This is a genomic window from Formosa sp. F44 (genome assembly GCF_056238645.1).
Map to the genome: position 1 here is coordinate 303,377 of NZ_JBWDLJ010000005.1, position 20,590 is coordinate 323,966.

16 protein-coding genes and 1 pseudogene are annotated in these 20,590 nt (G+C 34.5%); 6 read left to right on the top strand and 11 right to left on the bottom strand.

Annotated features, from left to right (window positions below; translation table 11 throughout):
• Positions 1 to 6: 6 nt before the first annotated feature.
• Together AC0UBM_RS16365 and AC0UBM_RS16370 are read right to left on the bottom strand one after the other, a co-directional pair.
• Positions 7 to 1,362 (bottom strand): DEAD/DEAH box helicase, encoded by a 1,356-nt coding sequence (locus AC0UBM_RS16365; protein WP_434036600.1) that lies wholly within the window; start codon positions 1,360 to 1,362, stop codon positions 7 to 9.
• Between the two features lie 41 nt (positions 1,363 to 1,403).
• Positions 1,404 to 2,294 carry an aldose 1-epimerase family protein gene (locus AC0UBM_RS16370; RefSeq protein ID WP_475689358.1) on the bottom strand — a complete coding sequence of 297 codons (891 nt, stop codon included), beginning with the start codon at positions 2,292 to 2,294 and terminating at the stop codon, positions 1,404 to 1,406.
• Positions 2,295 to 2,509: 215 nt separating this feature from the next.
• Here AC0UBM_RS16370 and AC0UBM_RS16375 point away from each other — a divergent pair, with 215 nt between their 5' ends.
• Positions 2,510 to 3,802 carry an anthranilate synthase component I family protein gene (locus AC0UBM_RS16375; RefSeq protein WP_475689359.1) on the top strand — a complete coding sequence of 431 codons (1,293 nt, stop codon included), beginning with the start codon at positions 2,510 to 2,512 and terminating at the stop codon, positions 3,800 to 3,802.
• Here the strand turns inward: AC0UBM_RS16375 and AC0UBM_RS16380 are convergent.
• Entirely contained in the window at positions 3,799 to 4,491 is a 693-nt protein-coding gene (locus AC0UBM_RS16380) for a hypothetical protein (RefSeq protein WP_475689360.1), read from the bottom strand. The genes AC0UBM_RS16375 and AC0UBM_RS16380 overlap by 4 nt on opposite strands.
• Positions 4,492 to 4,613: 122 nt before the next feature.
• On the opposite strand from AC0UBM_RS16380, the gene tilS reads away from it, so the two are divergent.
• The 5 genes from tilS to AC0UBM_RS16405 all read left to right on the top strand — a co-directional run bounded on the left by tilS (position 4,614) and on the right by AC0UBM_RS16405 (position 9,527).
• Positions 4,614 to 5,927, top strand: coding sequence for a tRNA lysidine(34) synthetase TilS (gene tilS / locus AC0UBM_RS16385; RefSeq protein ID WP_475689361.1), 1,314 nt, complete (start codon positions 4,614 to 4,616; stop codon positions 5,925 to 5,927).
• 91 nt (positions 5,928 to 6,018) lie between these two features.
• Entirely contained in the window at positions 6,019 to 7,557 is a 1,539-nt protein-coding gene (locus AC0UBM_RS16390; protein ID WP_475689362.1) for a YifB family Mg chelatase-like AAA ATPase, read from the top strand.
• Between the two features lie 59 nt (positions 7,558 to 7,616).
• On the top strand, positions 7,617 to 8,036 hold the full coding sequence (locus AC0UBM_RS16395) for a hypothetical protein (protein ID WP_475689363.1): 420 nt from the start codon (positions 7,617 to 7,619) through the stop codon (positions 8,034 to 8,036).
• A 7-nt stretch (positions 8,037 to 8,043) separates the two neighbouring features.
• Positions 8,044 to 8,745: a hypothetical protein gene (locus tag AC0UBM_RS16400; RefSeq protein WP_475689364.1), complete on the top strand. Its 702-nt coding sequence runs from the start codon at positions 8,044 to 8,046 to the stop codon at positions 8,743 to 8,745.
• Entirely contained in the window at positions 8,721 to 9,527 is an 807-nt protein-coding gene (locus tag AC0UBM_RS16405; RefSeq protein WP_475689365.1) for a sensor histidine kinase, read from the top strand. The genes AC0UBM_RS16400 and AC0UBM_RS16405 overlap by 25 nt, the downstream gene beginning before the upstream one ends.
• Here the strand turns inward: AC0UBM_RS16405 and AC0UBM_RS16410 are convergent, their stop codons facing one another.
• The 8 genes and pseudogenes from AC0UBM_RS16410 to AC0UBM_RS16445 all read right to left on the bottom strand — a co-directional run bounded on the left by AC0UBM_RS16410 (position 9,528) and on the right by AC0UBM_RS16445 (position 20,149).
• Positions 9,528 to 10,220 carry an RluA family pseudouridine synthase gene (locus AC0UBM_RS16410; protein WP_414035515.1) on the bottom strand — a complete coding sequence of 231 codons (693 nt, stop codon included), beginning with the start codon at positions 10,218 to 10,220 and terminating at the stop codon, positions 9,528 to 9,530.
• A 144-nt stretch (positions 10,221 to 10,364) separates the two neighbouring features.
• Positions 10,365 to 10,475: pseudogene (locus tag AC0UBM_RS16415) on the bottom strand (3-methyl-2-oxobutanoate hydroxymethyltransferase); the annotation flags it as partial.
• A gap of 95 nt (positions 10,476 to 10,570) precedes the next feature.
• The gene (gene panB, locus AC0UBM_RS16420) at positions 10,571 to 11,308 is read right to left on the bottom strand and encodes a 3-methyl-2-oxobutanoate hydroxymethyltransferase (RefSeq protein ID WP_475689366.1); all 738 of its coding nucleotides are present in this window, start codon (positions 11,306 to 11,308) and stop codon (positions 10,571 to 10,573) included.
• A gap of 123 nt (positions 11,309 to 11,431) precedes the next feature.
• On the bottom strand, positions 11,432 to 13,090 hold the full coding sequence (locus AC0UBM_RS16425; protein ID WP_475689367.1) for an MBOAT family O-acyltransferase: 1,659 nt from the start codon (positions 13,088 to 13,090) through the stop codon (positions 11,432 to 11,434).
• Positions 13,083 to 14,378, bottom strand: coding sequence for a GDSL-type esterase/lipase family protein (locus tag AC0UBM_RS16430; RefSeq protein WP_475689368.1), 1,296 nt, complete (start codon positions 14,376 to 14,378; stop codon positions 13,083 to 13,085). The genes AC0UBM_RS16425 and AC0UBM_RS16430 overlap by 8 nt, the downstream gene beginning before the upstream one ends.
• Positions 14,378 to 15,817 carry an SGNH/GDSL hydrolase family protein gene (locus AC0UBM_RS16435; protein ID WP_475689369.1) on the bottom strand — a complete coding sequence of 480 codons (1,440 nt, stop codon included), beginning with the start codon at positions 15,815 to 15,817 and terminating at the stop codon, positions 14,378 to 14,380. Before AC0UBM_RS16435 ends, AC0UBM_RS16430 begins: the two co-directional genes overlap by 1 nt.
• A gap of 131 nt (positions 15,818 to 15,948) precedes the next feature.
• The gene (locus tag AC0UBM_RS16440; RefSeq protein WP_414035520.1) at positions 15,949 to 17,373 is read right to left on the bottom strand and encodes an L-serine ammonia-lyase; all 1,425 of its coding nucleotides are present in this window, start codon (positions 17,371 to 17,373) and stop codon (positions 15,949 to 15,951) included.
• Between the two features lie 154 nt (positions 17,374 to 17,527).
• Positions 17,528 to 20,149: an MGH1-like glycoside hydrolase domain-containing protein gene (locus AC0UBM_RS16445; protein ID WP_414035521.1), complete on the bottom strand. Its 2,622-nt coding sequence runs from the start codon at positions 20,147 to 20,149 to the stop codon at positions 17,528 to 17,530.
• Between the last annotated feature and the right edge of the window lie 441 nt (positions 20,150 to 20,590).

A 20,590-nucleotide genomic window follows, 5' to 3' on the forward strand; every position in this document is an offset into this window, starting at 1 on the left:
TCTAACTTATTTTTTAAATTTATTTTTTTTGTTATAATTTTTGTCACCTCGAGTTTTAGGCTTTTTATACTTTTTAGCAATTTCACGACGGTAAGAACCTCCTAAGTTTTCTTTAGAATTCTTTTCGCTTTTATCATGAAATGCAGGTCCAGGTGCATCTTCATCTCTGCGTTTTGTAGGATTGTTACGCTCTTTAATTTTTACGCGTTCTTCTTCAAGCAACTCTGTAGAAATCTCTATATCTTCAGGTATTTCCATTAAAGGAATAGACATATTCATTAAGTCTTCAATACGTTCTAAAGCATCCTGTTCTTTTACAGTAGAAAATAATATAGCATGTCCTTCACGTTCTGCACGACCTGTTCTACCAATTCTATGAATATAGTTTTCTGGATAATCTGGGGTGTCAAAATTGATAACATGTGTAATATTGTCAATATCTAAACCACGAGCCATAACATCGGTAGCGACCAAAATACGGTTATCACCATTTCTAAATTGCTCGATACTTCGTAAACGGTAGTTTTGCGTTTTATTAGAATGAATTACACAACTTTCTTCACTGAATGTTTCGTCTAAAGCATCAAAAAGGCGATCTGCCATGCGTTTAAATCCAACAAATATCAATACCTTATTATAGGTCTCTTTATCTTGAAGAATAGCGTTTAGCAAGTTAACTTTAGTATAAAAGTTAGGGACATTATAACGTTCTTGAGCGATATTGTCTAAAGGCGTTCCGGATACCGCGATAGAAACACGTTCTGGAGAAATAAAGAAATCGTCAATTAAATAATCTACATCTTGCGTCATGGTTGCCGAAAACATAATGTTCTGGCGACGTTCTGGAAGGATATCGAATATGTTAATTAATTGATGTCTAAAGCCTAAATCTAGCATCACATCAACTTCATCAATCACCAATTTCTGAATCGATTTTAATTGCAACACTCTACTTACAGCTAAATCGTAAAGTCGTCCGGGAGTAGCAACTAATACATCGACACCCTGAGCAACCTGCTGTTTTTGAGTGTTAATGTTTGTGCCTCCATATACACCTAAAACACGAGTGTTTATGTATTTTGAAAGTTTTTCAATTTCATCGACTACTTGAACTACTAATTCTCTAGTAGGTACTAAAACTAAGACTCTAGGTGTGTCCTGCTTAGAAAATTTTAAGTTTTTAAGAATAGGAAGCATGTAGGCAAAGGTTTTCCCTGTACCAGTTTGTGCGATTCCAACAACATCCTTTCCTGAGCTTACTACGCCAAAAGCTTGAGCCTGTATAGGCGTTGGAGTTGTAAAGCCTAGATCGTCTAGGGCGTTGTATAATGGGGTGTTTAAATTTAAATCTTGAAAAGTCACTTATTGTAATTTAGTCTGCAAAGTTAGTGCTATTATTCCTTTTAAACTAGATGCTTTTTGTCTATTTCAATGACGTAAGAGGCTTTAAATGTTTGTTTTGAATCTAAAGTTTGTATCCCTTCTTTAGTTTTAAAGTCCTGATTATGATTTTCATGGTCGGCTACACCCAACCAAGGTTCTATGCAAACATAATCTGCATTTGGTTTTGCCCAGACACCTAAATACGGAAATTCAGGATACTCAACGGTAAGTATGTTGCCGTTTATTTTGCTTTTTAAAGCCACTTTTCTGGATTTTAAATCTTTAAAAATCAATGCATCTTCGTTAAACAAATCGTAATGTAAAGGAATTTTATTACCGTTCGAAATAACAGGAAATGAGGTGTCTGTTACCAATCCGCTGTCCATATTTAAAGCATAAGATTCTGCCGTTTCTTTCTGCTCGAATTCTAAATAATAATCGTTGTAATCTTCATTTTTGTAAATTGGACATTTAAAAGCAGGATGCCCACCAACTGAAAAGTATAAAGTGGTATCATCTAAGTTTTCAACGCTATGTGTCACTTTTATAGTGTTTTCAAGTAATTCAAAAGCTATGGTAAATTTAAATTTAAACGGATACTGTTTTAGTGTGTCTTCAGAATAGTGAAGCGAAAAACTAAGTGTATTGTCGGTTTGTTCCTCTAGTTTAATAGCCGTATTATTTCTAATAAAGCCGTGTTTAGTCATGTTATATTTACCGCCTTCAAAAGTCATAGTGTTGTCTTTTAAAGCCCCAATGATAGGAAATAAATTAGGTGCAAAATTCGCCCAAATTTCAGGATCGGCATTCCACATAAATGCATTGGAGTTGTTTACGGCATCGATGGCGCAAAGTTCGGCTCCAGACTGTTTTACGGCAATTTTTAATATTTCGTTTTGTAAGGTATACATGGGAAAAAGGTTATAGATTAGTTGTCGTTCCTATATACTTAAGTTTCTCGCTATTGCAAAAATAAAAAGACTCATATATAAGACTTTGAATTGTAACAGGGGTAACGAAGATTGTATTACTAAATACAGATATTCGTTAAAACCTCTAAACAAAAATACAAATCTGATTCTATATTCAAGAAACTAACTAACTTTACACCTAAAATTTTTGAAACTTGAGGGTAACGTCATCTAAACATATTCAGGATCCTATTGTATTTAAACAACAGCTTTTGCACTGGAGTCAGCAGTTTGACGATGTGGTTTGGATGGATTCAAATTTGCACAATACGGCATATTCTAATTTTGATGCGGTACTTGCTGTAGATGCCTTTACAAGTATACAAACCGACTATATAGAGGCTTTCGATAAGTTACAAGAATATCAAGAGTCTACTAAAGATTGGATTTTCGGGTATCTTACTTACGACGTTAAAAACGGATTAGAACAATTAGAATCTAGTAATTACGACGGATTAGAATTTTCAGATCTTTTCTTTTTTCAACCTAAGAAGTTATTTCTTTTAAAAGGGAATCAGGTTGAAATTAAATACCTAAATATGGTGGATGACGAATTGGAATCTGATTTTGAAATCATTAATTCATTTCAAATTTACGAGACTGTTTCCGAATCCAGTGCCATTAAAATTAAACTCCGGATACATAAAGATGCTTATTTCGAAAAGGTAAATGCGATGTTAGATCATATTCATCGTGGCGATATTTATGAGGCTAATTTTTGTCAGGAGTTCTATGCCGAAAATGCCAAAATTAATCCGCTTGAAACGTATTTAAATTTAAATGCAGTGTCAAGACCGCCATTCGCGACATTCTTAAAGCAAAACGATAAATTTTTAATGTCGGCTTCTCCAGAACGATACATTAAAAAGGAAGGATGTACCATAATCTCGCAACCTATAAAAGGGACTGCAAAGCGATCTGTAGATGAAGTAGAAGATCAACAGTTAAAGCACGATTTAGAACATAATGAAAAGGAGCGTGCCGAAAATATTATGATTGTAGATTTGGTGCGTAACGACTTGTCTAAAACTGCGATTAAAAGCTCTGTGGAGGTCGAAGAATTATGTAAAGTGTATAGCTTTCTGCAAGTACATCAAATGATTTCTACGGTAACCTCTAAAATTTCTGAAGACACAAAACCCGTAGACGTTTTAAAAACGACATTCCCAATGGGAAGCATGACCGGAGCTCCGAAACTTTCAGCAATGAAAATTATTGAAACCTTGGAAGAAAGTAAACGCGGTTTGTATTCAGGAACTGTGGGGTATTTTACTCCGGATGGCGATTTCGATTTTAACGTTATCATCCGAAGTATTTTATATAATCAGAGTAAAAAATATGTATCCTATTCTGTAGGTGGCGCAATTACATCTAAAAGCAATCCGGTTAACGAATACGAGGAATGTTTGCTTAAAGCCAAAGCTATGCGAGACGTTTTAGAACGTTAATTTATGTGATTTCTGAAGCGTTTTTTTACGTTTTTTAATATGTTTTCTATCCGCGTCACTTCAATTTTTTTAATTCTCGAAATGTCTTCATAAGGTAAATTAGCGACCACATAAAGATCGACTACATTGGAAATTCTAAAAGGTAACCATCCGTAAAACTTGCTCATTATAGCACGTTTTGTTGTTGGCTGAATGTTGCCTAAATCTAACGCATTAATAATTTTCTGATTATTCTCGTCGTATAAAAATACATCTTTCTCTTGTGTGTTTTGCTTGTACGAAATATCGTCCAACTCGTCCATCATAACAAAATCCATATCGCCATCGATAGAATAAGGTTCGTCTAAACGATTTAATTCTTGTTGTAAAAAGGTGTTGGTGCTAATGGTGTTTTGATGATGTCCTTCTTTAATAAAGAGCTCTTCCAGATAGATGTCTATAATTCTAAACAGTTTTATTTTTATATCGTGACTGTCCATATCTGCATCGTAACCTTTTTCGTAGAGACGAATAATACAATCGTCGATTACACCATTAGAATGGTATAAATTTATAGGTAAAATCCCAACAGATTCTGCAATGTGCAAGCGGTGTTTTACATAAGGTTGTAAACTAGCAGTTATTGATAAGACTTTTTTGTTGAAGGCTTTTTGCGCCGTATCTGCGTTAATTTGTTCGTCTGTTTTCATGCTAAAAATTTTAATCTCGGTTATTCTAAAGTTACTAAAATTAGAGATATAAAAATGTTAATAGAATACTTAAAATTTATACATATTAAAAATCCGTTTTTTATAAAGTGTATATTTGTGCTATGGTCAATACATTCAAAAATCATATACATAATACGCTTCCGTTTTTAAAGGATAAGAAATTAATGCTTACTATTTCTGGCGGAATTGATAGTGTGGTACTTGCATATTTATGCCGAGAATTAGATTTAAATTTTGCTTTAGCACATTGTAATTTTAATTTAAGGGGTGAAGAAAGTGATGCAGACGAAGCGTTCTTAGTTAAGTTAGCAGACGATTTAGATTTGAAGCTTTTTACTGAAAATTTCGATACAACGCGTTATGCAGAAGATGCAAAACTATCTATTCAAATGGCAGCTCGGGAATTAAGATACCGATGGTTCGACGAATTAGTAAATCAGTTTCATTTCGATTATGTGTTAACCGCGCATCATGCCGATGATAATTTAGAAACCTTTTTAATTAATTTATCGCGAGGTACAGGATTAGAAGGGTTAACTGGAATTCCTGAAGTTAACGATTATATTGTACGTCCACTTTTACCGTTTTCTAGAGCGGAGATTGTATCATATGCCAAGGCTAACGGTATCACTTGGAGAGAAGATAGCAGTAATAGTTCGACTAAATATTTACGAAATAAATTACGTCACGATGTTATTCCTGTACTTAAGGAAATCAATGCACAATGGCTTCAAAATTTTAAGATGACGCAGGAGCATTTGCACGATTCTAAAATTTTGATTGACGATTTCATGACTCAGGTTTATAAAGATGTGGTGATTTTTGAAGGAGATATTATAAAATTTGACGTCTCAAAATTATTAAAATATCCTAACCCCAAACCTTATTTATACCAGCTTTTAAAGTCTTATAAATTTACAGCTTGGAACGATATTTATGCCTTATTAGAGGCGCAATCTGGAAAACAAGTGTTTTCTGAAACACATAGGTTACTTAAAGATCGAGATGTTCTCATTTTGAGTTTAAAAGCGAATACAGATGAAGCGAAAGATGCTCAATACACAATAACCAATGATTTAGCTCCTACAGAAACTGCATTTGGAACACTTTGCTTTGAGACTGTTTCCGAATTGCAAAAGGGAGAAAGTAATACCATTTATGTCGATAAAAATAAACTTCAATTTCCTTTAACCCTAAGAAAATGGGAGCAAGGCGATTATTTTTTTCCTTTAGGGATGCAAGGAAAAAAGAAGCTTAGTAAATATTTTAAAGATGAAAAACTATCACTTTTAGAAAAAGAAGAGGTGTGGGTATTGTGCTCCGGAAACGAAATTGTTTGGGTGGTAAATAGACGTGCAGATAACCGTTTTAAGGTGTCGGCTCAAACCACGGACATTTTAAAAATATACTTTTAAATATTTTTTTTAGTTCGAAATTTAGATATTAATGCGTTTTAATTCAGTTAGTTAAAATCGTTTTTAGTATTTTTAAGTAAACGAACTATTTATGTTAAAGAAAGTATTTGGAAGCGCCGTCTTTGGAGTAGATGCCATAACTATTACGGTCGAGGTAAATGTAGACGGTGGTATTGGGTATCATTTGGTAGGTCTTCCCGATAATGCTATTAAGGAAAGTAATTTTAGAATTGCTGCCGCTTTACAGAACAATGGCTATAAAATTCCAGGAAAGAAAATTATAATTAATATGTCTCCGGCCGATTTACGAAAGGAAGGTTCTGCTTACGATTTAACCTTAGCTTTAGGAATTTTGGCGGCCACAAATCAAATCCCTGCCGAAGGTTTAGAGGATTATATTATAATGGGAGAACTGTCTTTAGATGGCACCTTACAACCCATAAAAGGTGCATTGCCCATTGCTATTAAAGCCAAAGAAGAAGGTTTTAAAGGTTTTATTTTACCTGCTCAAAATGCTAAAGAAGCGGCGATAGTAAACGATTTAAAAGTATATGGAATAGAATCGATTAAAGAAGTAATCGATTTTTTTAAAGATGGAAAACCATTAAAACAAACCGTAATTAATACACGAGAAGAATTCAATAAGAGTTTAGATTTTCCAGAATTCGATTTTGCCGATGTTAAAGGACAGGAAAGTATAAAACGGTGTATGGAAATTGCGGCTGCTGGCGGGCATAATATTATTTTAATAGGACCTCCAGGTTCCGGAAAAACAATGCTTGCGAAGCGATTACCTTCTATATTACCACCCATGACTTTACATGAAGCCCTAGAAACAACTAAAATTCATTCTGTGGTTGGCCGGGTAAAATCTCATATCGGACTAATGTCTCAAAGACCGTTTAGAAGTCCGCATCATACAATTTCTAATGTAGCCTTAGTAGGAGGCGGGAGTTATCCGCAACCTGGGGAAATTTCGTTGTCGCATAACGGCGTATTATTTTTAGATGAGTTGCCCGAATTTAAACGGGACGTTTTGGAGGTAATGCGACAGCCTTTAGAAGATAGGGAAGTTACTATTTCCAGGGCAAAATTTACTGTGACTTATCCGAGTAGTTTTATGTTAGTGGCAAGCATGAATCCGAGTCCGAGTGGGTATTTTAACGACCCAGGATCTCCGGTGACGTCATCTCCAGCAGAAATGCAACGGTATTTAGGAAAAATTTCAGGACCTTTATTAGACCGGATTGATATACATATTGAGGTAACTCCAGTGCCTTTCGAAAAATTGTCTGAAGACCGCAAAGGCGAATCGTCTGTAACGATACGCGAACGGGTAACAAAAGCAAGATCACATCAAACCAAGCGCTTTAAAGATTTTGAAAATGTACATTATAATGCACAAATGAATACGAAACACATTCGTAATTTTTGTAAACTAGATGAGCCTTCTAAGCTTTTGTTAAAAACAGCAATGGAACGTTTAAATTTATCCGCTCGAGCTTACGACAGGATTTTAAAAGTTTCACGAACAATTGCCGATTTAGAAAATTCTGAAATTGTTAAAGGTGCGCATATCAGTGAAGCCATACAATACCGAAGTTTGGATCGTGATGGCTGGTTGGGCTAAGAGTCAAATATAATTAGTATTTTTAAACTCATATTACTAAGTTTTAAACCCAACCCTAAATGAGTAAGAAGATTAATAAAATGGAAGGCCCACGCGGATTGATAACACCCGACGAGGCAGAAGAATTAGATCAGGCTTATAACTCTAGACACGAGCTAATTAGCGAATCCATTTTAAAGAGACCAGATAATCGTTCTACTTGGTACGCCATCGAAGAGATTGAAAAATTCTTAGCTTATGCCAAAAATCAAGCGAAAGATTTAGGATATACCTTAGATGGGATTCGTATTTATGAAGGAGCTTACCCCGATGTAAAAGACGAAGCAGGGTATACTACTATGTTTTTAATTCCGACAGGTACGCCTAATAATAAAAATTCTTCTAAATGTACGTCTATCGATGGTGGCGACATTCCTGGAGGAAGTGGCCTTAATAAGGGAGCCAATGGTGAACCACCAAATTCAAATTATCCCAAATAGATTTTGTATGGAAGAATTTTTTAAGAATTACTATTTGATTCTAACCATTTCTTTTGAATCTATAGCGGCTTTAACAGCTATATTTACTTATAAAAAGTACAAGCATACAGCTATAAAATATTTTATATACTTTTTAGTTTATGTTGTGGTTTGCGAAACATTAGCGTTTTATACATTTCTAGTTAATGATGGCATTTTTAATTTTTTAAAAGGTACTATTTTTCAAAAGAATTATTGGTTTGGGAATTTGTACTGGGGTATAGGAGCTCCTACATTCTTTATGTTTTTTTATTTGAAATTATTCAATTCTATTAAGATTAAAAAATTTGTGAGGGCATTAATTCCTTTATTTCTATTAATCTCCATAGGAACCATTGTTTTAGATGTAGAATATTACTTTAATAATTATATAGTTTCTAACGACATTTTTGGAGCACTTATTATTCTTTTAGTGGTAACTCTTTATTTTTATGAAATATTACAATCAGATAAAATTATTACGTTCCATAAGTCTATTTACTTCTATATAAGCTCTACAATGTTTGTTTGGGTGTTAGTTACAACGCCTTTAGTGTTTTACGATATTTATTTTACAACGGCAGATTGGAGTTTTGTAATTTTAAAGAGGCAAATTTTTTTAATTTCTAATATGTCTATGTATCTAACTTTTAGCTTAGCTTTATTATGTTGCAAACCGGAGAAACGTTAATTAGTACACCTGCCGAAAGGTATTTATTGATTTACATGATTGGTGTACTTTTTATAGTATGTACATTAATTATAGTATTCTTTATGGTGTTTCAAAAACGAAAGAATAAGTTGTTAATAGATAAATTTAATCAGCAACGGTTATTCGAAGAAGAAATTTCAATTACCAGAATAGAGATTCAGGAACAAACTTTAAAGAATATAGGACAAGACTTACACGATAATGTTGGCCAGTTATTATCTGTAGCAAATATGCAACTTAGCATTTTATCAAAACAAGTTGGGCCAGAATTAGAATCGTCGTTTTTAGAAAGTAAAGATTTAGTAAAGAAAAGTTTACAAGAGTTGCGTTTACTTTCAAAATCATTGAATAGTGAGGTTATCGAGCGTCGTGCGTTAGAAGATTCTATCACCACAGAGATTGAACGATTTAATAAATTAGGATTAATTGATTCTGAATTAATTGTTGAAGGAGATTCCAGTCGGTTTAACAATGGAAAAGATGGTATTATCTTATTCCGAATTTTTCAAGAATTTTTCGCGAATACAATTAAATATTCGAAAGCATCTCGTTTACGCGTACATATTGAATATAAAACCGATTTAGTAATAATAAACGCATCAGACGATGGTATTGGATTCCATGTAAAAGACGTTGAAAAAGGTTCGGGATTAATAAATATGGAAAGCAGAGCCGCATTAATTCATGCCGATTTTAATCTGACTTCAAAGCCCGGAGAAGGTGTAAATCTAATCGTTACATATAAGTATCGCTCGTACTAATTAAAGGCATGCGTCCCAAAGCGGATCTTTTGGAAGTGGCGCAGAAATGCTAATATTTTCTTTGGTTACCGGATGAATAAATTCGATATGTCGGGCGTGTAAATGTATGCTAGCATCCTTATTGCTACGGTCTGCACCATATTTTAAATCGCCCCTAATAATACATCCAATATTTGAAAGCTGACATCTAATTTGGTGATGACGCCCCGTTTCCAATTCAATTTCTAGCAGCACATAGCGATCTAGTTGCTTAAGTACGCTATAATGTAAAATTGCTTTTTTACTATCTTTTATCTCCTTAATATAGGCAGTAGACTTGTTGTTTTTAGGATTCTTTTTTAACCAATTTATTAAGGTGTCGTTTTGTTTTGGAGGCATACTATGTACAAGTGCCCAATAGGTTTTATTTACATCCTTACTCACAAACATGGCATTTAATCGGGTTAATGCTTTACTTGTTTTTGCGAATATAACCAGTCCAGTCGTTGGTCGGTCTAGACGATGTACAACACCTAAGTATACATTTCCAGGTTTATCGTATTTATCTTTTATATACTCTTTTACAACGTCGCTTAAAGGTTTATCTCCAGTTTTATCGCCTTGCACAATATCTCCAGCACGCTTATTTATTATAATAATGTGATTGTCCTCAAAAAGGATCTGTAAATTGGATTTATTGGATAGTAATTTCATGACTTAGAACATAAGATGTTTTAATGTATTTCCGCGATGCATTCAAGTTTGAAGATGTCTTCAGAAATACATTTTAAATCTTTAACGATTAGTAATTGTGCTTCAATAAGGGCCGAACACTTTATAAGGCCTATTTACCTTAACTTAATACTGCTCCTTGTCGCTCGGGAAGTCAACAGATTTTACATCGTCTACATATTGCGAGATGGCATTCGTCATATCATCATATAAATTTAAATAACGACGTAAAAATCTAGGGTGGAATTCTTTTGTCATTCCTATCATATCATGAAGTACTAAAACCTGACCATCGACACCGTTACCAGCTCCAATTCCAATAACTGGAATATCTAGCATGTCGGCAACTTNCGTAAAAATCTAGGGTGGAATTCTTTTGTCATTCCTATCATATCATGAAGTACTAAAACCTGACCATCGACACCGTTACCAGCTCCAATTCCAATAACTGGAATATCTAGCATGTCGGCAACTTCTTTAGCTAATTTTGCAGGTACTTTCTCTAAAACAAGAGCAAAACAACCGGCTTTTTGAAGTAATAAAGCATCAGATTTTAATTTTTCGGCTTCTTGTTCTTCTTTAGCACGTACACTAAAAGTTCCGAATTTATATATAGATTGTGGCGTTAATCCTAAATGTCCCATTACAGGAATCCCAGCATTTAAAATGCGTTTAATAGATTCCTTAATTTCTTTACCTCCTTCAACTTTTATAGAATGCGCTCCACTTTCTTTCATAATTCTAATGGCAGAACGCAACGCTTCTTTAGGGTCGCTTTGGTAACTTCCAAAAGGTAAATCTACTACAATTAAAGCACGGTTTACACCACGAACTACAGAAGACGCATGATAAATCATTTGATCTAGTGTGATAGGTAATGTTGTTTTATGACCGGCCATAACATTACTAGCAGAATCACCAACAAGAATTACATCTATGCCTGCACCATCAACGATTGTAGCCATGGTATAATCGTAAGCCGTTAACATGGAAATTTTTTCTCCATGAGCTTTCATATCATTAAGTGTTTTTACGGTGACTTTTTTATAATCTTTTTGTGCTACAGACATACGTTTCTATATTTTAGAGGGTAAAAATACTGAGTTTTTACAGACTATTAAAGAATATATCTATTAATTCCTTAAAGAGATGCAAAATATTAAGACCTAAATAATGAATAATTGAATTGATTATTAGAATTGGAAATAAATGAAGGGTTGGAAGTCGCTTGAAAACGCTTGATAACAAATTACTCCGGTTAACACGGCAAGTACGATCTTAATAAAAACAGGACTTTTAGAATACTGTATTTCAATACGATCCTTTAAATATTGAGGCAGCCAATGTGTTAAATATCCTATGGCCATAACCCAAAATACAGCCTGATAATGCACTAGAATATCTAATGCGTGTGTCCAATCCATATTATTGGCGACTTGCGAATACCAGCGTGAAATATGGTCCATACTTTCCCCTCGGAAATAGATTCTTGTAAAGGTGATAAATATAAAAGTAACCGCTATTTTCCAAGCTCTAACATACCATTGGTTTTTAAATTCGTACGGACTTATTTTTCGCCAGAATTTATAAACCACTATTCCGAGTCCGTTTAAGCCTCCCCAAATCACGTATTTCCACGATGCTCCATGCCATAAGCCACCAATTAGCATAGTAAGCATTAGATTAATGTTTGTGTTAATTTGATTGCGAACTTTACTATTGTAAAGCGATAAGATAAATAGAGCGAGTAGTATTGATAGCGTAGAGAATACAATAAGTAAATTTCCGAAAGCTAGGATGACACCAAGTAATATAACACTTAAGATAATGTAAGATGCTACGGTTCCTTTTTGGTTTCCTCCCAACGGAATGTATAAATAATCGCGTAACCATGTAGATAGCGAAATGTGCCAACGTTTCCAAAAATCGCCTGCATTTGTGGCTTTATAAGGTGAATTAAAGTTCTTAGGTAATTCGAATCCCATTAATAAAGCTAAACCAATTGCAATATCGGTATAACCTGAAAAATCACCGTAAATTTGAAGCGAATACCCAATCATGGCCATAACATTGGCAAAGCCGGAGAACATCTCTGGAGCATCGAAAACCCGATCTAGAAAATGCATCGCAATAAAATCGGCAAACAGCATTTTTTTTATGAGTCCTTTTAAAATAAGGTATGTTCCTGCATCAAAATTATGTTTTGTTAGTATAGTAGGTTTCGAAATCTGAGGCACAAAACTTTCAGCTCTCACTATAGGACCTGCAACTAATTGCGGAAAGAAACTAACATAAAACCCAAAGTCTAATATTGAGCTTAATGGTTTTAGTTTTTTTCTGTAAATATCTACACTATAACTTATGGTTTGGAAGGTGTAAAATGAAATTCCTACAGGTAGTATAATTTTATCAATCGTGAAATAATTCTGATTACTAAAACTATTTCCCCACTGTGCTAAGACATTTAAAACCTGATAATTGGTGCTAAAGAGTGTATTAAAAGCATCTGTGAAAAAGTAGGCGTATTTAAAATAGCTTAGTACAAACAGGTTAATGCAAACACTTAATGCAACTAATGCCAAACGCTTGTGTTTATGCTCAGTTTTGTAAATATTTCGGCCGATAAAGAAATCGACCAGCGTGCTAAAAATTAAAATTCCAATAAACAGTCCGCTTGTCTTATAATAGAAAAAAAGGGAAATTAGGAATAAATATGAGTTACGAAGTGGTACTTTTTTATAAAGTAAAGCGAATATAAAATAGGCAACCGCAAAGAAAATCCAAAAATTTACTTGCGTAAAAATTAATGGAAAATCTTCCGAGAAGGTGAAAATGTCGTAAAACCTATTCATTCAAATTTTTAAAATGCGTTAATAAAACATCTTTGTCTCGGTGTGTTGCTTCTGCCCAAGCATCGACCATTGCTTTTAAAAATAAATCGGCTTTTATACTGTAACCTAATTTAGTAAAGTGAATACGATCGCGGGGCATGAGTTTCGCTTTATACCAATTGTTAGACGATCCTAAACCTCCCATCACACTAAATAAATCCCAAACAGCCATGTTATATTTCTTGGTCAATTCCACTATTATGCGTTGTTGCACAGCGGTATTCGGATTCGGAATTCTTTTCTGATAATAATCGTCGTTTGGTACGGTTAACAAAATGGCGCAATCTGGATTAGCACGTTGAATTATTTGAATAAAACTTTCGTAATACGCCCTAAATGCATTGGCATCAAATTCGTCTTTAGGCATATAAGCATCATTAGTGCCTACAGAGATAATAAACATATCGGGTTTATATAGTTGAAGCTGTTTCTCGAAATATACCGAGCGGTCGTACCATGCAAAACTAGCTCCGTTAACACCAATTGTGGTGTATTCAATCCCTGGATCGTCGTTCATAAATTCCATTCCCATCAATAAAAATTCAGGAGAAACGCAGGTTGTATCGGTCATTTTTAGGTTCAACACCGCAGCATCTACAGTTTTATTAAAGCGAAATTCTTTATACATTCCATCGTAATTAATCGTATCGGTTACTACCAGCGTGCTATCTAAGATGTCTAAATTGTAATCTTCCATCCAAGTATTGTAAAAGACTCTTAGTTTATTAAATGTATAGGGTTTCTTTGTATAGTTTTTATAATTGGCTTTTGCGTAAATCTGATCTTCACGACCTCTAAATGCAGCACTTACTCCCGATAAGCCCCAGGTAACACTGTCTTTTTTTACCGAGCATCTGTAGCCTTGCCATTTATCGTTATCTGCTTCAATTCTGTAATTTAAAGGGTTATTGGTATGTGCCAAATGAAAAGGGTAAACAAAACCCCGTTGTCCTAAAGACACATCGTTCATGTTTTGTAAATATGTTCTAATTTTATTCGAATAGATGTCGGCTTGAATATGAGAGCCTCCAATATGAAAAATGTGCATCTTTTTCTTTTTTCCCATATAGATGCTGTCTAAGTCAGCAAAGAATTTTTTAAAGGCTGGTGATTCTGAAGCGTATTGAAAAGTGTTCGCTTCAAAGTTTATTAAATGGCCATATTTTGGCGTAATACTATCTAAAATATAGTCTTGTGCAAACATTGACATCGACATAAAAAGAGAAAGTACTAAAATTTTAAGTTTCATTAGTTTTGTGTTAAATCCATGTATAAAGAGAGAAAAAATAATTCAGAAATTATTTTAGTCCCCGAAAGTGTAAAGTGTGTGTAATCGCTACCGGCCAGTTTCTGATCTACCCAATGTTCCATAGCATTTTCGCCACCCATAGCTTTAAATGTGCTCCAATATGCGATATCATTATTATAGCACATTTCTCGTAACAAATTATTTAAATAGGGTAAAAGCGGATACGTTCGTAATGCACCATTTTCTGTAGTTGTCATATCTGAAGGTCCGATAAAAATAATGCTGGCATCTTTTGTTTTTCGTCTAACCCAATTGATATGATTTTTTAAATACCCTACATATTGACTTACTTCTAAAGAGTCTTTTACATACGGTACAGCGTTTCCACCATATTGAAAAATTAATACTTTGGGATCTAATTTCGAATACATTTGGGAGAAGTTTTCACTATTTAATCCCGCAAATACAGTTCCAGAAGCACCGCGCATAGCTACATTATCTAACTGAATGCCTGCCTCTCCATCAAGGGTTAAACCATAAACATCAGGGCTCATTTTTCCTTCAAGTTCAAAAACAAGTTCTGTTGCCGGTTCGGCTAATTTTATATTATAATCATGGTAATTTCCATCGGAAATTAAATGTCCTTCTTTTATTAGCGCACCATTAGAAAATACTTTTATGGAAACAGGAAGTTGAGAGTTACCGTAATGAAAACCAATCGTGGTAAATTGGCGCATATTGGTATATGTTTTTGTTGATGGTTTTACCGAAATACTAGCCTTTACCAGAGGTATAGTATCTAAATTGACACTATCCGCGATAAACTCGAAATAGGGTGTAAATCTCGAAAACGTGGTATATGCACCATATTTTTTATGGTCGTAACGTTTTTTTGAAGGATCGAAAGCGGCATGACGTGTCCAATTTTCTGAAGTTGTAATTACAGCACTTATGTTTTCATAAACTTGAGAAACAGGTGTAAATCCAGGACCATTTCCGCCGTATAAATTTTGAAGTTTATTTCGGATATAAGACGACATGCGATCGCCTTCAATCTGAGAATCTCCGTAGTGAATAATTCTACTTTTCGGAGCTGTAAGTTGTGCTTTTAAATGCGAAATAAATTCCTCTTTGTGTGAAGGGTACGAGATGCGTTCAATCTTAGAGGTGTCTATTTTAGCCAGGTTGGGAATCTTAGGAACAAATTTTTTTTTGTTATCAGCTTTAATGTCGTCTTCTGTATCGACTAAAGCCTCTATGTTATTAACAAGACTATCTAAAGATTTGAGGTTACTTTTTGATGCCTTTTTGGTTTCTAAAAACGAAGCTGTTGTAGGGTATTTTATGGTCTGTCCAAAAAAGGAAAAGCCATCCTTAGAAGTTCCATTCGGTAACCGGTTTGAAGTACTAAAATATGTAAGTCCAAATAATATTAGCAAGGTCACGCAAATGCTAAGACATATTTTAAATGGGCTGTAATTCATATAGACGGTAACCGCGCGTTTTTATAAGCACAATTATATTATAAATATATTGCGAACCCTTAATATAATCAAACTTAAGTTACAGTTTAACAATCGGATAAGTTCACCCCAACAGCTAAACCACCTTCCGATGTTTCTTTATACTTAGAATTCATGTCTTTTGCCGTTTCCCACATCGTAGAAACTACTTTATCTAAAGGTACTTTTACATTATTAGGATCGGTTTCTAGAGCAAGTTCGGCTGCATTTATAGCCTTAATAGCTCCCATAGAATTACGTTCTATACACGGAATTTGAACTAAGCCACCAATAGGATCGCAAGTTAGACCAAGGTGATGTTCCATAGCAATTTCGGCAGCAACTAACACTTGTTCTGGAGTACCGCCTAAAAGTTCGGTTAATGCGCCTGCAGCCATTGCCGATGATACGCCAATTTCGGCTTGACAGCCGCCCATAGCAGCAGAAATAGTGGCTCCTTTTTTAAAGATACTTCCAATTTCTCCAGCAACTAATAAGAACTTTTTAATGTGTTCGAAATCTGCCTCATGATTTTCAATAACTAAATAATACATTAGTACAGCAGGGATTACCCCGGCGCTTCCGTTTGTGGGTGCAGTCACCACACGACCTAAGGACGCATTTACTTCGTTTACAGATAAGGCAAAACAGCTTACCCATTTTAAAATTTGACGGAATTTAACTTCGGTACTACGAATAGATTCTAACCATTCTTGCGGATTATTATAAGGAATGTCGCCATGCAACTTCTTGTGCATATCAAAAGCACGTCTGCGCACATTAAGTCCGCCAGGTAAATTCCCCTCAGTGTGGCAACCCGTATACATACATTCTAGCATGGTATTCCATATGCGGTGTAGTTCGAAATCTATTACATCAGATTCACGTAAAGATTTTTCGTTTTCAAGGACAACACTAGAAATTGGTAAATTAAGCTGATTGCAAAACTCTAATAATTTCACTCCCGTATCTACAGGATAGGGCAGTGTACATTGAAAAATAATTTTATTCGCTTTAGAATTTACACGTTCTTCTTTTACTACAAAACCACCACCAATAGAGTAGAAAGTCGATTTATACTTTCTTCCATTAATTAAAGCAGAGAAGGTTAATCCGTTTGAGTGGAAAGGCAGAAATTTTTTATTGAAAATAATGTCTGTTTTAAAATCGAAAGGAATTTCCTTTTCGTTATTTAAAGCAAGTATCTTGGTGTTTTTTATGGATGAAATAATTTCACTGATAGAGTCTGTAGGAATACGTTCAGGATCGGCACCAGTAAGACCTAGCATTAAAGCTAAATCTGTGGCATGACCTACACCTGTTAAGGATAAAGATCCATATAAATCTACTGTTACCTTTTCAACTTTATTAAATCTGTTTGATTCTTTTAGTTCTTTAATCCAACGTTCGGCTGCTCTCCATGGTCCTAAAGTATGAGAACTAGAAGGACCAACACCAATTTTTAACATGTCGAATACTGAAATTATCTCCATTTACGAAATCGTTTTAATCGAAACAAATATACAAGAACTTTCTCGTGAATAACGCGATAAAAGTGCGATAAATGCTAAATATATGCCATAAAAAAAGTGTGATTGAAAACCAGAAATTTAACTGAGAGCAATCACACTTTTTATTAGATTTTTACTATTTATTTTCTTCCAAATCCATAATTAGATTTGCTATTAAAGCTGTCCAACCCGTTTGGTGAGATGCTCCTAATCCGCGACCGGTATCTCCATTAAAGAACTCATAAAAAAGATGTTGCTCTTTAAAATGTTCGTCTTTAGTAAACAGTTTTTCTGCATCATCGGTGTGATACTGAAATCTACCATCTGTATTAGGTTCGAAAAGTTTCACTAATCGTTTTGTAAGCGCGTTGGCTATTTCATTAAGATTAAGTGTGTTTCCAGAACCTGTAGGGAATTCGTAAACATATTTATCGCCGTAAAACGTGTAATACTTTCGTAGCGATTGAATAATCATATAATTAATAGGAATCCAAATTGGGCCTCTCCAGTTAGAATTTCCTCCAAACATATTCGATTGGCTTTCTCCTGGCTCATAATGTATCTCATGATGACCATGATATTCGAAAACAAAAGGATGTTTTGCATGATATTTAGATAGCGAACGGATACCATAATCTGATAAAAATTCTTCTTCATCTAACAAGCGTTTCAAAAGATGCTCTAATCTATAACCACGCATAATCGAGAATAAGTAATTCCCTTCTTCATTTGTTTTTTCAATATTCGATATTAAAGATGCTAAATCTGGGCGCGTTCTTACAATCTCAGCAATTTTAACTTTAAATCTTTTTAGCGAATCGAAAAGGTCTTTATTGATAACTTCTACCGCGAACATAGGAATTATACCCACTAAAGAACGCACTTTTAGACGATCTGTGATGCCTGAAGACATTTCGACTACATCGTAATAAAAACTGTCGTCATTGTCCCATAGTGAAATATCTTTTTGTCCTATATGATGCATCGCCCAAGCGATGTTTAAAAAGTGTCTTAGAAATTTAGCAGCAAAATCTTCGTAATTTGTATTGGTTTTTGCCAACTCCAGAGACATTCTAAGTAAGTTTAGGGTAAACATGGCCATCCAACTTGTTGCGTCTGCCTGCTGCATACGAGTAATACCTTCAGGCATTTGGTTACGATCGAAAACACCAATATTGTCTAACCCTAAAAAGCCACCTTCGAAAAGGTCTGTACCATTTTTATCTTTTTGATTTACCCACCATGTAAAATTGATAAGTAATTTTTGAAACGATTTTTCTAAGAAATCGGTATCTCCAACACCGCTTTTGTTTTTATCTTTTTCGTACACATTCCAAACCGCCCAGGAATGAACCGGAGGATTCACATCGCTAAAATTCCATTCGTAGGCGGGAATTTGTCCGTTGGGATGCATGTAGTTTTCTTGCAGAACCAATAGTAATTGTTCTTTTGCGAAATAGGGGTCTATTTCTACAAAAGACGCCATATGGAACGCAAGATCCCAAGCGGCATACCATGGGTATTCCCACTTATCTGGCATAGATATTACATGCCTATTAGTTAGATGTTGCCAATTAAAATTTCTTGAATTAGCGCGGTAGCTCGGTTTTTCTCCAGGACCACCAAATAGCCATTTAAAAACATCGTAGTAGTAAAATTGTTTGCTCCACAACAATCCAGAAAAGGCCCTTTTAGCAATATGCTGGTGTGTTTCGGGAATGTCTTTTTTAATAATGTCGTTGTAAAACGCTTCACATTCGGCTATACGTTTATCGAATAGGTCGTTAAAATCGGTCCACGGTTCTGCAACAGGTTTTTTACTAAGTCGTATTCTTACACTTTTTTCTTCTCCAGCTTGTAATTCAAATTTTTGCCAGACAGCCATTCGCGATCCTGTTTTTTCAGGATTCACAGTAGGTTTGGAATCTACAACATAATCGTTAATACCATCTTTAACATAGTCTACTTCGTTGTCTACATTATAAATTCGTTTGTTATTTGTTTCGTTGTCACAAAACAGTTGCTCCCCTTTTTCGTGATATAAAAAATATCTACCATTTCTTCCACTTTTAGTTTCAACACAATCATCGGCAACAGAATTTATGCTAGGGCGTGTAAAACGCTTATTGTGTTTCCAGAAGTTGCGATACCATAAATGAGGAAGTACATGTATCTCGGCAGGTTTATTGCCTCTGTTTACAATGGTAACTTTCATTAAAATATCGTCTACATCTGCTTTTGCATATTCGATAAAACAATCGAAATAGGCATTGTCTTTAAAAGCATCGGTATCTAGTAATTCGTATTCTGTCTCTTCACGACTACGCTGTGTATTGACTAATTGGTCGTAAGGAAATTCGTTCTGAGGATATTTATATAAGTATTTACAATAAGAGTGTGTGGGCGATGACACTTGATGAAAATAAAGTTCTTTTACATCTTCACCATGATTCCCCTGATTATTGGTTAACCCAAATAAGCGTTCTTTTAAAATGGGATCTTTTCCATTCCAAAAGGCCGGAGCCAAACATAATATTTCTCGAGAATCACAAAATCCGGCTATACCTTCTTCACCCCATCTGTAAGCATTACTTCGTGCATTATCATGATTTATAAAATCCCAAGCATTTCCATGTTCGCTATAATCTTCGCGAACCGTTCCCCATTGTCTTTCGGCAAGATAAGGACCCCATTTTTTCCAATTTTTATAAGTATCAGAAACTGCTAATCTTTCTGCTTCCTGAGTTTTTTTGCTCATTTATGCTTCTATTTTTGTTGGAATTAAGTTTTCAATATACCTATTTTAAGTTAAATAGCATTTCAGTTTGAATAATATCCCTTTGAAAGTCTAATTTATGAATAGGTGATTAGTAAAAGTAAGGTTTATTTTAGCACAGGATAAGAACGTATATAAGTATTATTTAATTTATATTCTTAGAGGAATATTGTTTTCATTTTCGTAAAAAGGAAGAACAAAATTTGTAAAACTCATAGCAATTAATAAAATAAAATAATTTAGGATAAGTAAAATAGGCTCGAAAAACCCTTAATATTCATCTATAAAGCGTTTAAATATACTAGAGTCCTGATGTTTTTAAAACGTTTTATATATATAAATATAACACGGCATCTCTTTTTGGTTTTACCATACAATAGGGCAGGAGGATAGAGTGTTAGTAATTTTAGATTGTAGATTTGT